12 protein-coding genes are annotated in these 14,114 nt (G+C 45.9%); 8 read left to right on the top strand and 4 right to left on the bottom strand.

Annotated elements, in window-relative coordinates; translation table 11 throughout:
• The first annotated feature begins 98 nt into the window (after positions 1 to 98).
• The 3 genes from BN1360_RS17520 to BN1360_RS17530 all read left to right on the top strand — a co-directional run bounded on the left by BN1360_RS17520 (position 99) and on the right by BN1360_RS17530 (position 4,587).
• Positions 99 to 2,300, top strand: a complete 2,202-nt coding sequence (locus BN1360_RS17520; protein WP_068781484.1) for a M1 family metallopeptidase — start codon at positions 99 to 101, stop codon at positions 2,298 to 2,300.
• Positions 2,301 to 2,432: 132 nt separating this feature from the next.
• Positions 2,433 to 3,140 carry a response regulator transcription factor gene (locus tag BN1360_RS17525; protein ID WP_068781142.1) on the top strand — a complete coding sequence of 236 codons (708 nt, stop codon included), beginning with the start codon at positions 2,433 to 2,435 and terminating at the stop codon, positions 3,138 to 3,140.
• A 4-nt stretch (positions 3,141 to 3,144) separates the two neighbouring features.
• Entirely contained in the window at positions 3,145 to 4,587 is a 1,443-nt protein-coding gene (locus tag BN1360_RS17530) for a sensor histidine kinase (protein ID WP_068781143.1), read from the top strand.
• Positions 4,588 to 4,635: 48 nt separating this feature from the next.
• On the opposite strand, the gene BN1360_RS17535 is transcribed toward BN1360_RS17530, so the two are convergent.
• The gene (locus tag BN1360_RS17535; RefSeq protein ID WP_068781144.1) at positions 4,636 to 5,670 is read right to left on the bottom strand and encodes a hypothetical protein; all 1,035 of its coding nucleotides are present in this window, start codon (positions 5,668 to 5,670) and stop codon (positions 4,636 to 4,638) included.
• Between the two features lie 253 nt (positions 5,671 to 5,923).
• Here BN1360_RS17535 and BN1360_RS17540 point away from each other — a divergent pair, with 253 nt between their 5' ends.
• Positions 5,924 to 6,931, top strand: coding sequence for a phosphotransferase family protein (locus tag BN1360_RS17540; protein ID WP_068781145.1), 1,008 nt, complete (start codon positions 5,924 to 5,926; stop codon positions 6,929 to 6,931).
• 235 nt (positions 6,932 to 7,166) lie between these two features.
• On the opposite strand, the gene BN1360_RS17545 is transcribed toward BN1360_RS17540, so the two are convergent.
• Entirely contained in the window at positions 7,167 to 7,646 is a 480-nt protein-coding gene (locus BN1360_RS17545) for a YbaK/EbsC family protein (protein ID WP_068781146.1), read from the bottom strand.
• A 121-nt stretch (positions 7,647 to 7,767) separates the two neighbouring features.
• On the opposite strand from BN1360_RS17545, the gene BN1360_RS17550 reads away from it, so the two are divergent.
• Positions 7,768 to 8,322, top strand: a complete 555-nt coding sequence (locus BN1360_RS17550) for a helix-turn-helix domain-containing protein (RefSeq protein ID WP_068781147.1) — start codon at positions 7,768 to 7,770, stop codon at positions 8,320 to 8,322.
• A 15-nt stretch (positions 8,323 to 8,337) separates the two neighbouring features.
• On the opposite strand, the gene BN1360_RS17555 is transcribed toward BN1360_RS17550, so the two are convergent.
• Together BN1360_RS17555 and BN1360_RS17560 are read right to left on the bottom strand one after the other, a co-directional pair.
• Complete coding sequence (locus tag BN1360_RS17555) at positions 8,338 to 9,294, bottom strand: tyrosine-type recombinase/integrase (RefSeq protein ID WP_229521033.1); 957 nt, start codon at positions 9,292 to 9,294, stop codon at positions 8,338 to 8,340.
• A gap of 124 nt (positions 9,295 to 9,418) precedes the next feature.
• On the bottom strand, positions 9,419 to 10,309 hold the full coding sequence (locus tag BN1360_RS17560) for a multicopper oxidase family protein (protein ID WP_068781149.1): 891 nt from the start codon (positions 10,307 to 10,309) through the stop codon (positions 9,419 to 9,421).
• Positions 10,310 to 10,664: 355 nt separating this feature from the next.
• Between BN1360_RS17560 and BN1360_RS17565 the strand changes: the two genes are divergently transcribed.
• The 3 genes from BN1360_RS17565 to BN1360_RS17575 all read left to right on the top strand — a co-directional run bounded on the left by BN1360_RS17565 (position 10,665) and on the right by BN1360_RS17575 (position 14,098).
• Positions 10,665 to 11,096 carry a MarR family winged helix-turn-helix transcriptional regulator gene (locus tag BN1360_RS17565; RefSeq protein WP_148466606.1) on the top strand — a complete coding sequence of 144 codons (432 nt, stop codon included), beginning with the start codon at positions 10,665 to 10,667 and terminating at the stop codon, positions 11,094 to 11,096.
• Positions 11,097 to 11,128: 32 nt separating this feature from the next.
• Positions 11,129 to 12,745, top strand: a complete 1,617-nt coding sequence (locus BN1360_RS17570; protein ID WP_068781151.1) for an MDR family MFS transporter — start codon at positions 11,129 to 11,131, stop codon at positions 12,743 to 12,745.
• A 186-nt stretch (positions 12,746 to 12,931) separates the two neighbouring features.
• Entirely contained in the window at positions 12,932 to 14,098 is a 1,167-nt protein-coding gene (locus tag BN1360_RS17575; RefSeq protein ID WP_069188369.1) for an AI-2E family transporter, read from the top strand.
• Positions 14,099 to 14,114: the final 16 nt, after the last annotated feature.

Below are 14,114 nucleotides of genomic sequence, written 5' to 3' on the forward strand. Positions count from 1 at the left end.
TTGTAATAAAGCGAGGGGAAGAGGATGCAGCCTTTCTGAAGCGATCGGAAGAGACGATCCTTAAAACTGATGCCTTATATATAAAAGGAGAGAATAATATGAACAAACATACAGCTTTTAAATCCATTACCCGAAAAGCAATCGCCTGCTCGGTGGCAGCGGCCTTGGCAGTGAGCCCGGCTGTTAGCGGTATTCACGCGCTGGCAGCGCCGGTATCGGTATCCAAGGCAGGACAAGCGGTGAACGTCTCTGAGGTGCAAACGCCACTTCAATACCGGATCAATGCCCGATTGGATGAGAAAAACATGCATATCCGGGGCAGCGAGACCGTGACGTTCCGCAACACAACCCAGGATACGCTCCATGAACTGGTATTTCATACGTTTGCTGACGCCAATCGTTCGAAAGAGACCCAGGCAGGGATGTTCAAACGAAAAAATGAAGAACTCCAAAAAGAAAACCCTCAACTTACGCCGGATATTTTTCTGGGCGGAATCGATATCAATCAGGTGACGGCAAATGGTAAGGCCCTGACCTATGAGAATAAAAATCAGGCTTTGACCGTTGCACTTGAGCAGGGACTTAAGCCCGGCGGATCGATAACCCTGCAGCTTGAGTTCGATGTCCAGATTCCATATGGCTCTGAACGTTTGTCGTATTATAAGGATATCGTGAATGGTGCGCACTGGTTCCCGGTGCTGGCGGTTTATGAAGAAGCTAAGCATCAATGGAACAATATCCCTTACAGCACAACGTTTGAAACTGACTATTACACGTCCTCGGATTTTGAAGTTCAACTGAACGTACCGGATACCTATCAGGTATTGATGCCGGGAACGATTACTACTCAGCAGGATAAGGAAGCCGGACGCAAGGTTGTATCGACAGTTGCCAACAATACGCGTGAATTCGTCTTTTTTGCAAGCCCTAATTATAAGGTGGAGCGTGTAACCCGCGACGGCCTGACGGTTGAATACTATTATTTTGACAATGTGCCGGACAAGAAAAAAGTCATCGATCAATACATCGACCAAGCCTTCAAAGTCATTCAGTTCTTTAATGAAAAATACGGGAAGTATCCCTATCCTGAATTTCGAATTGCCGAGTCTTATGTAGAAGGTGTTGCGGTAGAATTCTCCCGGGTCATCCAACTGGGCTTGAAAGGAAGCAATGTTGACGCTGCCCATGATGATGTGTTTGTACATGAAATTGCCCATCAATGGTTCCATGCCCTGATCGGCAACAATTCGGAGACAGAATCGTTCCTGGATGAGGGTTTCGCTGATTTCTCCAAGGTCTATTTTGCGGAGAAGCAGGGCGATACGATGAATGGCTTCAAGATGCTTCAATATGATGATTCTTCCTTCGACGAACCGATCGCTTCCACCAACCAGGAAGTTGGAGATAATGCGAATCCGGTATACTATGGCAAAGGACGGCAGGCTATCTACCAGCTATACCGATTGGTTGGCGAAGAGAAATTCGATGCATTTATGAGAGAATATTTCAAGCGTTATGAATATAAAAATGCAACGATTGCCGGTCTACTGGAGACGATAGAGGATACACTTGGCAAACAAGCGCGCGATGAGATGGACAAAGCGCTGCATGAAGGAAATTTTGTATTGAAACCGGAATACCAATTGTCCGAGACTGAAAAAATGGAATATATGGGCGAGCAGTTCAAAGAGATGTATCATGCTTCGTTGAACCAGATCCCCGGGCTTCCTTACGAGACGATGAGCAGAATCATGGACAAGGTGTATGCAGGCGAACCGCTAACCATCGTGGCAAGCGATAAGGTGGGGGCTAAGGCGCAGCAGCAGCAGGAAGCGCTGGTGAGTCAGTTGCAGGCCACGTTATCATTTACAGGGATCAAACCCACTGTAATTACAGAACGCCAGATGTTGAAGCAGAAAATGAGCAAGGAGCTGGCGGCTAGTAATATTATCGTCATCGGCAACGCCAAAACAAACGGATTCATCCAAGCTCTAAAGCCGGGCATTATTCAAAAATCCAAAAATATCGGTTGGGACTGGAAAAAGATGATGAATCAAAAAGAAGGGGCAGGTGCTTATATTATTAAACATCCATACAATCAGAACCGTTTAATGCTTCATTTCTATTGGAATGGGGATACACTAAAGGATGGAATGGTTGAGCCATATGCGGAGCAAGCGTTGACTGCACTAAATTTCACTTCCGATTATTATCAATATTACGAGATGAACGGGACTGGAAAGGTCACGACGGATAAAAAGACGGAAAATCCAATGTCCAAATTTTTTAATCAGGAATAAAAAATAGTTCCCATAGCTTGCCTTCGCTTGTTATAGTAAATCGCAGGGTGGGAGATAAATACGGGTTAGGCTGCTTAGGTTTCAGCAGCTTAACCCGTATCTCCGATTCTTTGAAAGGAGGTTGGAATTGCTATGTCATGGGATCAAAAGGTATTAATCGTAGATGATGAGGCTGATATTTTGCGGCTGCTGAAGACGGTTCTGGTCAAGGAGGGGATCGATCAGGTCTATACGGCTTCGACCGCTGGGGACGGTTGGAGGCAATTTCAGGATACACAGCCCGATCTTGTAATTCTGGATATCATGCTTCCGGACGGGGAAGGCTATGATGTCTGCAAAAAAATCCGCCATGTTTCCAATGTCCCGATTTTCTTCTTATCCGCGAAAACCGAGGAGATTGACAAAATTTTAGGATTTGCCATTGGCGGCGATGATTACATCACCAAACCCTTCAGTCCGAAGGAAGTCGCTTACCGCATCAAAGCGCGGTTCAGAAGGCCGGAAGTTGCTCCGGTGCAGGAATCGCAGCCGCCTATCATTAAGGCGGGGCCTTTCGAGTTTAATGAAGAAAAAATCGAGGTCAGAAAAAAAGGGGAAGTGATAGAGCTGAAGCCCAAGGAGCTTGGTTTGCTGACTCATTTACTTAAGCACCCTAATCAGATCATCAGTAAGGAAAGTCTGGTTGAGCGGGTATGGGGTGAAGAATTTTTCGGATTCGACAACACCGTTATGGTACATATTAGGCGGCTGCGCGAGAAGATTGAAGAGGACCCTTCCAACCCTCGGTATTTGGTTACAGTGAAGGGACTCGGTTATAAATTGGCAATAGAGGATGAATAGCTGAATGAAATGGAAGCTGACCGGGCGATATTTGTTATCCGTTGTTTTGATCGTTGTTATCGTCATCATCATGAATATCTTCGTGCTGATCTGGTTAAATATTCAGCAATTGAAATTGAATGGTCCTCTGTTGCATAGTGAAGATAATTCGGCGGTGTCCTTTGTTCGTTCCTTTGCAGGCCAGATCAGGGTATCCCCCTCCGGAATTTCCATGACCGACCAAGGAAAGGCTGAATTGCAGAATAAGCAAGCTTGGCTTCAAGTGCTGGACGAGGACGGCAAGGTTCTCTATGGCTACGATGTTCCTGAAAAAGCAAAAACAAAATATACGCCTATGGATATCATCCAAACCTATAAATATGTGGAGGAGGAGACTTTATCCACCGTTTTTATTGGCGAAAAGGCGGGGGCTGATTACCGTTACAGCTATCTGATCGGCACCAAAGACCGTAATTTACAACGGTATGTGCTAACTTACGATTATAGAGTAATCGGACGGACCATTAGGCTTGGCATCTTAGTCGTCATTGCGGTTGACGGATTTGTTGCGCTTTGCATCGCCTATATTTTCAGCAAAAGGCTGACTCGGCCGCTTCACGCCTTGATTAACGGGATCAAACAGCTGGCTCACAAGAACTATCATGTGTATTATGAGTCAAAAGGTGTATACAAAGAAGTATTTCATAACATCAATGTATTGTCCCAGAATCTGCAAGCAGGCGAGCAGGAAAGAAAGAAGCTGGATCAGATGAAGGAAGAGTGGATCGGAAATATTTCGCATGATATTAAGACCCCTCTTGCTTCCATTCAAGGTTATGCGGAAATGATGAAGGACAAGGATTATCAATTTTCGATCGAAGAAATGAGAGAATACGCGGAGATTATTGAAAGCAAGTCCTTGTATTTGCGGGATGTAATCGAGGATTTGAATTTATCGACCCGTTTGAAAAATAAAAAAATGATGCTTAACAAAAAAAATGTCAATATTGTTGGCCTGGTCCGGAACATTGTGATCGATACGCTGAATGATGCCCGATATGCCAACCGAAACATTGATTTTCATTGCAGCAACGAGGTGATCAATATCGATGTTGATGGAATTCTGATCCGCAGAGCGGTTAGCAATCTGATTTACAATGCGATTGTCCATAATGATGAACAGGTGGCGATCCAGGTCGGGGTTAAGAAAAGCGGTCTCGATGTCTGGATTTGTGTCCAAGACAATGGCAAAGGCATCCGGGAGGATGAACTGGAGCGGATCTTTGACCGATATTATCGCGGAACGAACACAGGGGAGCTGCATAAGGGTTCGGGGCTTGGCATGGCCATCACCCATGATATTGTCAAGGCACATGGGGGAGACGTTAGCGTTACAAGCGAGCTCCATCAGGGTACACGAATTGAAATTCGACTGCCTATATTTTTCAAAGAGGAACGAAATAGCTGAAAATGTAATCCCCCTCCAGAGCGGAGGGGGATTTTGCATACGGTCGTATCATTCAATCTCCGGATTAGCGAGCAAAATGTCCTCTGCGACTTCGCGAAGGTAGGGAAGAAAATCGCTGACTGCTTTGGCTCGCTGTTGAATGTCCTCCCATGAGCGGATGCCAAGATCGGCTGCCATATCATGAAAGGACGGCGTGTACAGGGCATGAAGCTCCGGGGCATCCGCAGCAAGAATTTTGTGGCATCTGGCGAAGGTCGCCATCATCCAGAAGACGGCTTCGCGGTGATAGCCTGATCGTATCAGCTCCCGGCTTCCGTCAATGACGATCGGCCTTGCTGCTGCCGTAATGTCGGAGCTGAAGAAGAACGGTGTGCTTGCAACGGCGGACGCTGCATCGAAGGTACCGGCCAGTTCATTTAAATGCAATTCGACACGCTGGGGACTGAGATTCTCGCATCCGAGCAGCTTCAGCAGGTGCTGATAGTCATCCGCTCGTCTGTATGCCTGAAGAACTTGCTTCGTAGCGAGATAGCGTTTTCGAACCGTTGGATTGCGCAGCGCGGCGACAAGGAGGAGGTGAGTGGTTATTCCCGTCGGGAAAAGCCATGATGTAACCAGATCATGCCACGGTGCGGAAGGATTTATGGAGCCCAGCCCCATCTCGATCGACTGCAGCACATTTTCACAGCGACGGCGTACCCATGCCCGTTCTGCAAAATGGCGCGATACCTCGCGTTGTACAGCACGCAGATCTCCCGTAGGGTCATCCAGGATCGTGTCCGTCCGTAATCCGCTGGCCAGATGATAGGATGTCAGAACGTTCTTGGCTGATGAAAGCTGAGGCCAGGAGATATAGGAGATCTCGATCAGCGCGCCGCAATGGATTCGTTTTCCCGGTTTAAGGGGCAGGTCTTTCCGGTCCAGTACGACCATGACATCGATATCAGAAGCGGCAGGCAGCTCCTCCTCCTCCGGCAGTTCTATCGTTGAGCCGCTGAAGTACGCCCCCATATACCCTGCTTCCTGGCTGGCGCGGCTGGTCACCCAGTGGACGGCGGCAGCACGTGCATCCTTAACCTTCATGGCATCCTCCCCAAGGCTTCCTTTTTGTTTTGCTCTTCGGCCTGTTGAATTAGTCCCATAAGTAGAAGTTCTGCAGACAGAAGATCGGACTATTTGAGATTTATATTGTCTAAAATATACAGCTTGGATATGCTTATTTCAAGAACCAAGCCCTGCTCATCCCAATTCGGACATAATAGCCCGGACTTAGACTTTAGTTGTCTTTTGATAGTGGGAGCCAGGGACGTATAATCTATCAAGGGAGTTGAACCAGATGACTACGGAAATATTCTTCTCCTCTCCGAAGCTGGGAGAGATCACTGACGAGCTGTTGCAACGAGTGCTGCATCGCTTTAATCTGGGTGAACTGATCTCATTTGCGCCTACCTCGAAGGGAGTTGGTCAACAGACCCTATTCCTGCAATCCTCCACAGGCGAGTATGTGCTGAAGGGAAATCCGCTTTATCCGGGCCAATTCATCGAGGAGAAATATTATATTGAGCATTTGCGCAGCATGACATCCTTACCGGTTCCGCTGGTCTATATCGTGGATGAAGCAGAGGACATCCTTGGCTGGTCATACGCCATCATGTCCAGGCTATCCGGCGTGCATTTAAGCGATCCTGCAACTTATGCCGGACTCAGTGAGACCGAACGGGATCAAGTTGCCTCTTTACTGGCCGATACACTCGCCCAAATGCAGTGCTGGAAGGCTGACAGTTTCGGAGAATACAAGCCGTTGGAGGGGAGCATCGCTGAATTTCCGGAAGGATACACCTCCTGGCTTTATAAGCGGATCAGGTATTGGCTTAGTGATGCCGGGAATTACTCCATGGTTACTGCTCAGGATCTGGCGTGGATGGAGGATGTACTTAGAGCTTCCGAGCAGGCATTTAATGAGCTTTCTGCCCCGACTTTTGTCATGGGGGATTATAAATTGGATAATTTGCTCTTCCAGCGTCAAGGTGATGCATGGAGCTTAAGCGGGATATTCGACTTTACTACTGGCTATTTCGGTGATGGCTTGGCCGATGTAAGCCGGATCATGAATATGTATCTGGACCGTGGGGAAAGAGAGGTGGCAACCCGGTTTATTCGGAAATATTATCTTCAGACCCCATCCAAATCCGGGTTTGCCGAACGATTTCGGGTACATATGCTGCATCAGCGGGTCTTGGATTGGGGCTGTGCTTACGCCATTAACGAGGTAACCTGGGACAGAGAGCTATCCTTCTCAGCCTGGGTCTCGCCGTTTATTGAACTACCCGAAGTGAAAGGTTAATAGGTAGAATGGGCGCATGAAAAAAACGGAAAATGCAAGTATAATGGGGTTTATATTGTATTCATGTGATAAATGATTAATAATATTAATATAACTTATATTCAGATGTTTTCTATTAATTAATGACATTAATCATGCTGTTTTTACAGCGTTTTTGGTTTTATGACAACTTATGGAGCCCAAAATAAAGGAGCTTTCGGCCCTATGCGAAAGCACCTTTATTTACAGTCCTTTTCTATGTTATAGAGATGACGGTTCCATCCACAATTTCTGTTAAAATTTGCGGTGTGAGCCTGAATACGGCGTTAGGCGTTCCAGCTGCTGCCCAAATTTCTTCGTATTGCAGTAGATCTTCATCTATAAAGGTCTTGATCGGGGAATGATGCCCAACAGGGGGAATCCCACCGATGGCGTAGCCGGTATGCTCAAGCACGAAGTCTGCATCTGCCTTCTCCAGCTTCTCCCCAAGATAAGCTCTAATCGTCTTTTCATTAACCCGATTGGTCCCGCTAGCAATCACTAGGATCGGCTGCTGCGATTGTTTACCTTTAAATATTAAAGACTTGGCGATTTGGCTGACTCTGCAACCGATGGTACGGGCAGCCTCATCCGAGGTGCGGGTGGAGTCCTGCAGCTCAATAACCTGTAGCTCGTGCCCGAAGTCTCGTAGAATGTTTTGTACCTTTTCCGCGCTTTTTTTCAATGGGGCTGACATCTTATTCGCTCCTCCCTGGAATCATTATTGCGACATTATAGTAGATGGAAATCTTATGAAATAGATTGTATAATATATTATATATAAATTCAATATATTGAACAAAATTCGGGAGGATGGTATGAAGGATTTCAACCAAATTATTGGCAACAACCTGCAGCATATCAGAAAGCAAAAAAATATGAGCCTGGACAGAGCAGCTGAGCTTACCGGCGTAAGCAAGGGGATGCTGGCGCAAATCGAGAAGGGGGCGTCCAACCCGACGGTATCGACGTTATGGAAGATCGCAACGGGGTTAAATGTGTCTTTTTCTTATTTTATGGAGGAAGAGGAGCAGGAGATTGAGCATATCGCTCTGAAGGATATTAAACCGATCATGGAAAATGACGGAAAAATGCAAGTGTATCCGCTATTTCCCTATGACCAGAATCGCAGGTTTGAGGTGTTCACCATCGATCTGGAGGCGGGCTGGAACCATATTTCAGAGCCACACAACGAAGGGACAGAGGAGTACATCATTGTTACCGAAGGGGAGATGGAAGTGTGCATTGGGGATTCGACCTATAGGCTGTCTACCGGAGACGCCATAAGATATTTGGCCGACAAGCCCCATTGCTACAGGAACGTCACCGACGTGAGGGTTCGCTTCCAGCACATTATCTTTTATTTTAAATAAGAAGGGCGGGCGGCCTTAGTGCTCTTGTCTCAGCTTCAATCTGCCAAGATCCGGCTGAATATTGTTCATCGCTTTTTTCTTCGTCTCATCCAAGACATGGGTATAGATTTGCGTGGTTGAAATATCCTCATGTCCAAGCAACTCCTGCACGGTACGCAGATCAGCTCCACTGCGCAGTAAATCCGTAGCAAAAGAGTGCCTCAGCTTATGCGCGGACAGCTTCATCCCTTGAAGCTCCGGAAATTCGTCTTGAAGTGCTGTGAAGGTCTTCTCCGCCACCGTTTGCACCATACGCTTACTAATCCGCCGTCCAAATTGGGATATGAACATGGCATATTGATCTTTTTTATTTTTCGGTTCGATCCGTTCGCTCAAGTAATGCTGCAGCAGCTCGTTCATTTCGGCAGGGAGGGGAATGTAACGCCATTTCTCCCCTTTACCGAGTACACCAAGCTCGGCTCGTTCTTTATTAAAATCATGGATATCAAGCCGGACGATCTCGCTGACCCGCAAGCCTGCGTAGGCCATCAGCGCTACGATCGTGATATCTCGGACAACATACTTGCTGTCAATCAGCTGAAGACAAGCATCGAGGAACGGCTTCTCTAAATAGGTAGGCTTCCGATTTTTATCTACTTTTGCTCTTTCAATATTCAAAGCCGGATTGTAGTTTGTCATTTGGAATTTAACCAGTACTTTATAGAAGAGTCGGATCGCCGATTGGCATCGGTTTCGATATCTTGCTCCCGCTCCAGCCTCCCGGACGAGGGTCAGGTGATTCATCACATCAAAATCCGATACCTCGGCAACCTTTTTTCCCTCCAGGTTATGAAGAAAATGCATCACATCGAAGAGATAAGCTTTTTGCGTCTCCTTGGAATATTCGCGGTCTTTCATATAAATCGAAAATAGCTGTAATTCGCGTTCATATTGCTCGGCAATCGCTGTGTTGTTCATCAGAATCGCATCCATTTCATCGTTTAAAAGAGAAATTGCATTAAATCTACATTTAATGCAATTTATATTATAGCAGAAATCCGCTTGAAATGGGCATGGAAAGCTGAGATCGACTCTGTTTTCTCCCTAAGCTATCTTTTTATCTTTGATAGATTACAGTAGTGAACATGCCGCCAGTCGGGTCGGTAAAGTTGTTGGCTACATGATGGGGGATATGACAGTGGAAGGGCCAGATTCCCGGATTGTTGGCGGTAAATTCGATATCGAAGGTTTCGCCCGAGGCGACCGGAATCGTGTTCTTGGTGAGTCGATTACAGGGTGCTATTGTATTGCCATCGGAAGCGCTGATGATAAACTGATGACCATGCAGATGCATCGGATGGGCGTTCATGCCCACATTAGCAAGTCGCAGCTTGACCTGATCTCCAGAGGCTACCGGAAGCGGCGAAGTATAGGGATAACAGCGTCCATTGATTGTAAAGAAGTTAAACATATCGCTAATGGGGTCCAGTGAATAGCTTCCTGGCCGTACGATTCCTTTATCCAGCCCATTAGCATGAAATTCATGCAGCATCATGAAATAATCTGGTCCTGCGGGTGATTGGGTGGGCTCCAAAATGATCAATCCGCCGCTTAATCCCATCATTTCCTGACGAACCGTCTGATAATGAGCATGGTACATATGAGTTCCTGGCGGGTTGACGATCCGGAAGCGGTAATCAAAATAACAACCAGGCTCGATGCGAGGCGAAGGCTCCACTTCGGGGACTCCATCCATGACATTGGGAATATCCAGCCCATGCCAATGCACACTCGTGGCAACGGGAAGGCGGTTGTACACCCGTATGTTCACCCAATCACCCGGACAGACCAGAATCGTTGGCCCAGGTGTAGTTCCGTTATACCCCCATGCCTGGAGAAATACCCCCGGTAATATTTCTTGCTGTACCGGTTCGGCAATCAGCTCAAAGTGCTTAATGCCATCTAGCAGCTGATAGGGTAGATTCGGTACATTGGGCGTAATGACCATTTTTTAACCTCCCAAACTTAAAATCTCTACTAATACATATATGTAATATAAATCTGCGCCATTTTGCTTCTTAAATGTTCGGCTATGGAGAAGGTAAGGAAAGCTTTATTGGCTGCCTTACTAATATTTATTTTCTTCATATTATATATAGAAGCAATGTTTACGCAGCTAGCTGTTCTGACTTTGTTTTTTTATGATTTCTGTATAAAAATAAAATTTACACTTGAACTTTTTCATGAAAAAATGTATATTGGTCTATGCAAATTAGTTATACAGTTTAATTATTAATTGTTTATTAATTTAGCAATTAACTTTCCAATAATGAAATGATTCTATTGGATAAGGAGGGACTTGGTTGGCCATAGATCAAGAAATTTTGGAAGTATCCAACATGTTCAGACTACTCATGAAAAAAGCATCCCAGGATTGGAATCGCGGAGCCTGCAAAATGAATCTCACGTTTCCTCAATTTCAAATTCTGTACAGCTTGAACAGCCGTGGATCTCTTAAGGTATCTGAATTGGCCGATACTCTGAATCTGACCTCTGCAGCCATTACTGGCTTGACCGATAAATTGTGCAGTCAGAATTACGCAGAGAGGGAGAGGGCTACGGATGACAGAAGGGTAGTCTATGTCTCTATTACGGAAGAAGGTGTTAATGCTATCGATGCGGTCAAAGAGACCTATCGAGCCATGATCGAGAGATTGTTCGATCAATTATCCAAAGAGGATATTCAGCATTTAAGGCGGATCTTCGCCCAGATGCTGGTTAATATAGATAACTAACTTAAACAAACCGAGGTGGAAAAGAAAGTCATATGGAGCATTTATCGCTTAAACGTAAAATTACGATCATGATTGCCGTAATGGCCGCCATGTTCTTTGCAGCCATTAACCAGACAATCACAAGTACAGCAATGCCTAGAATCATTGCTATATTGGACGGGATGGATTACTATACCTGGACAATCAACATTTATTTGTTAACTTCGACCATCGCCACGATTCTCGTCGGGAAACTGTCCGACATGTACGGACGCAAGCCGTTCATTCTTATCGGGATATTATTATTCATGATAGGGGCTTTTCTGACCGGTACGTCCCACGATGTATTCCAATTTATCACTTATCGTGGTATTCAAGGGGTTGGCGCAGGTATTATTCAATCAACAGCCTTTACGGCGGTTGGTGACTTATTCGCCCCGAGAGAGCGCGGTAAATGGATGGGCCTGATGACAGCGGTATTCGGTTTCTCCAGTGTACTTGGCCCAACGCTGGGTGGTTACCTGGTTGACCATATCGATTGGCACTGGTTGTTCTGGATCTTCCTTCCACTTGGTGTCGTAGCATTTATTATGATTATGGTTCTATTTCCGAAGGTGGATCGCAAGCCTGGCCAGCATATCGATTACATGGGTTCATTGTTCCTGACGATAGCGATTGTGCCACTGCTGTTAGCATTCTCTTGGGCAGGTACAGAATATGCATGGGGTTCGGTTCAAATTCTCGGATTACTGGCCGTAACGGTTGTAGCAGCAGCTATATTCATTTTTATAGAAGCAAAGGTAAAAGAGCCTGTCCTTCCGTTGCATTTATTTAAGAACAGTGTCGTTACCGTATCTAACCTCATCGGTTTCATCATGAACTTCGGTCTGATGGGCGCGATGATCTATATTTCGTTCTTCGTGCAAGGCGTACTTGGAATTTCACCGACTTATGCAGGGTATGTTACGATCCCGATGTCGCTGTCTATGGTGATCACCAGTGCTGTGACTGGACAGCTCATTGCTAAGACCGGTAAATACAAGCGCTTCGCCTTGATCGGGATTCCGATAATGGTTATCGGGATGACCGGAATGATCTTTATGCATCACATCGCATTTACGATCGCTACGACGATTGTTTTTGGTATCGGTCTTGGTCTGGGTATGCCGGTATTCTCATTGGCAACACAAAACGCCGTATCTCACAAGGAACTGGGCGTCGTAACTGCTTCGACCCAATTGTTCCGGAATCTTGGCGGTACGATCGGGATTGCTGTAATGGGAACCGTTATGTCGAACAGTTTGACCAAAAACTTGAAGAATGCCTTCACCTCTTCGTCAGCACCGGACTTCAGTCAGGTCGATCCACAGCTGGCTCAACAGCTGCAAGGATTTGCGAATCCGACGACCTTGATGAATAAGCCGCTGATCGAGAAAACCATGGCGGAGCTTCCTAAAGAAGTACAGCCGTTGTTCACGCAAATGATCGATACGATCCGCGATGCGCTGAGCAGCACATTATCCACTGTATTTTTCACGGGTGCCCTTGTTCTCTGTGCGGCACTGCTGCTGGCCTTCTTCCTGAAGGAACTGCCGCTGCGCACTTCGAATCAAAGCCATAAAGTGAATGCACAAGCTCCGCAGGGAGAAGAAGCCGCGGTTCAAGCTTAATACGAACTGCAAACTGTAAAACCCCTTCTGTAGGATATAGAAGGGGTTTTTTGTTATGTATTTCTATGAATTCGGGAATCCCATCTCGCAGGACAAATAGATTTCAATTAAATTTGAACAGAATGATAGATTAAGGATATAATGAGGAAATACTATAGAAATATTAATAAATAATGGGGGAGTCGAGTGAGTAGACTTAATAAGTTCATTAAAGTGTGCCTGGCTGCAGCACTAGTGCTTTTGATTGTTTTTTTATGCTCCAAAGTAGAGTTTCTCTTTACACCGATCAGATCATTAACCAAAGTGATTCTGATTCCATTATTGTTATCGGGATTCCTCTATTATATGCTGCGTCCACTGGTGGACTATATGGAGCGGCATAAGATCAAACGGATCATATCCATACTGCTGATTTATCTGGTCTTGGCTATTCTCATTACCGGCTTCATTCTCGGTGTCTGGCCGGCGCTCAGTACTCAGATCACAAATCTGCTGCTTAGTGCCCCGGATTATTTGAACAAATTCAGCCATCAACTTACGGAGCTGGAGCAGACAGGGATCCTTTCGAACTTCATTCCTGAAGATTTCAGTCTGTTATCCAATATGTCTGAATACCTAAACAAGGGCTTCTCCTTATTAAGCAACTATGTATCCGGACTATTCTCGTTCTTCTCCAATTTTGCCATTATTTTGTTCACGACGCCGCTTCTGTTGTTCTACATGTTGAAGGAAGGGAACAAATTCAGCGGCGGAATAGCCCGCTTCTTCCCGAGACATTATTACAAGGATGTCAAAGAGGTAACCGCAGAAATCGACAGCGCGCTTAGCGGGTATATCATTAGCCGGGTGCTGGTCAATGTGGCCCTGGGCATATTGATGTATATTGGCTTCCTCTTCCTTGGATTGCCATATGCTCTGCTGCTTACTGTGATCGCAGTCATTCTTAATTTCATTCCTTTCTTCGGGGCGATTCTGTCCTCTATTCCGATCGTGATTATCGGTTGGATCGAATCACCGTCGATGGCGATCTGGTCGTTGATCATTATTCTCGTGGCTCAACAAATTCAGGATAATCTGATCTCACCTTTGATCTTCGGCAAGAAGCTGGATATCCACCCGATTACGACGATTATTCTCGTTCTGGCCGGCGGCGATTTGTTCGGAATTATCGGGATGTTGATCATCATTCCAGTATATATGTTCTTCAAGATTATTATTGTTAAGATCTACAATCTCTTCTTCAAGAGTCAGTGGGAGGCGGAGGACGATCCTGAGGCTGAACAGCCCGGCGACGCTGCTGATGAACCCGATCAGACGGAAGAACCTTCCGTAGAAACAACTGAAGCCGAATAATACAAAAATCCCGTTG

The sequence above is a fragment of the Paenibacillus sp. GM2 genome, from assembly GCF_900069005.2.
In the GTDB taxonomy this organism is placed as follows: domain Bacteria; phylum Bacillota; class Bacilli; order Paenibacillales; family Paenibacillaceae; genus Fontibacillus.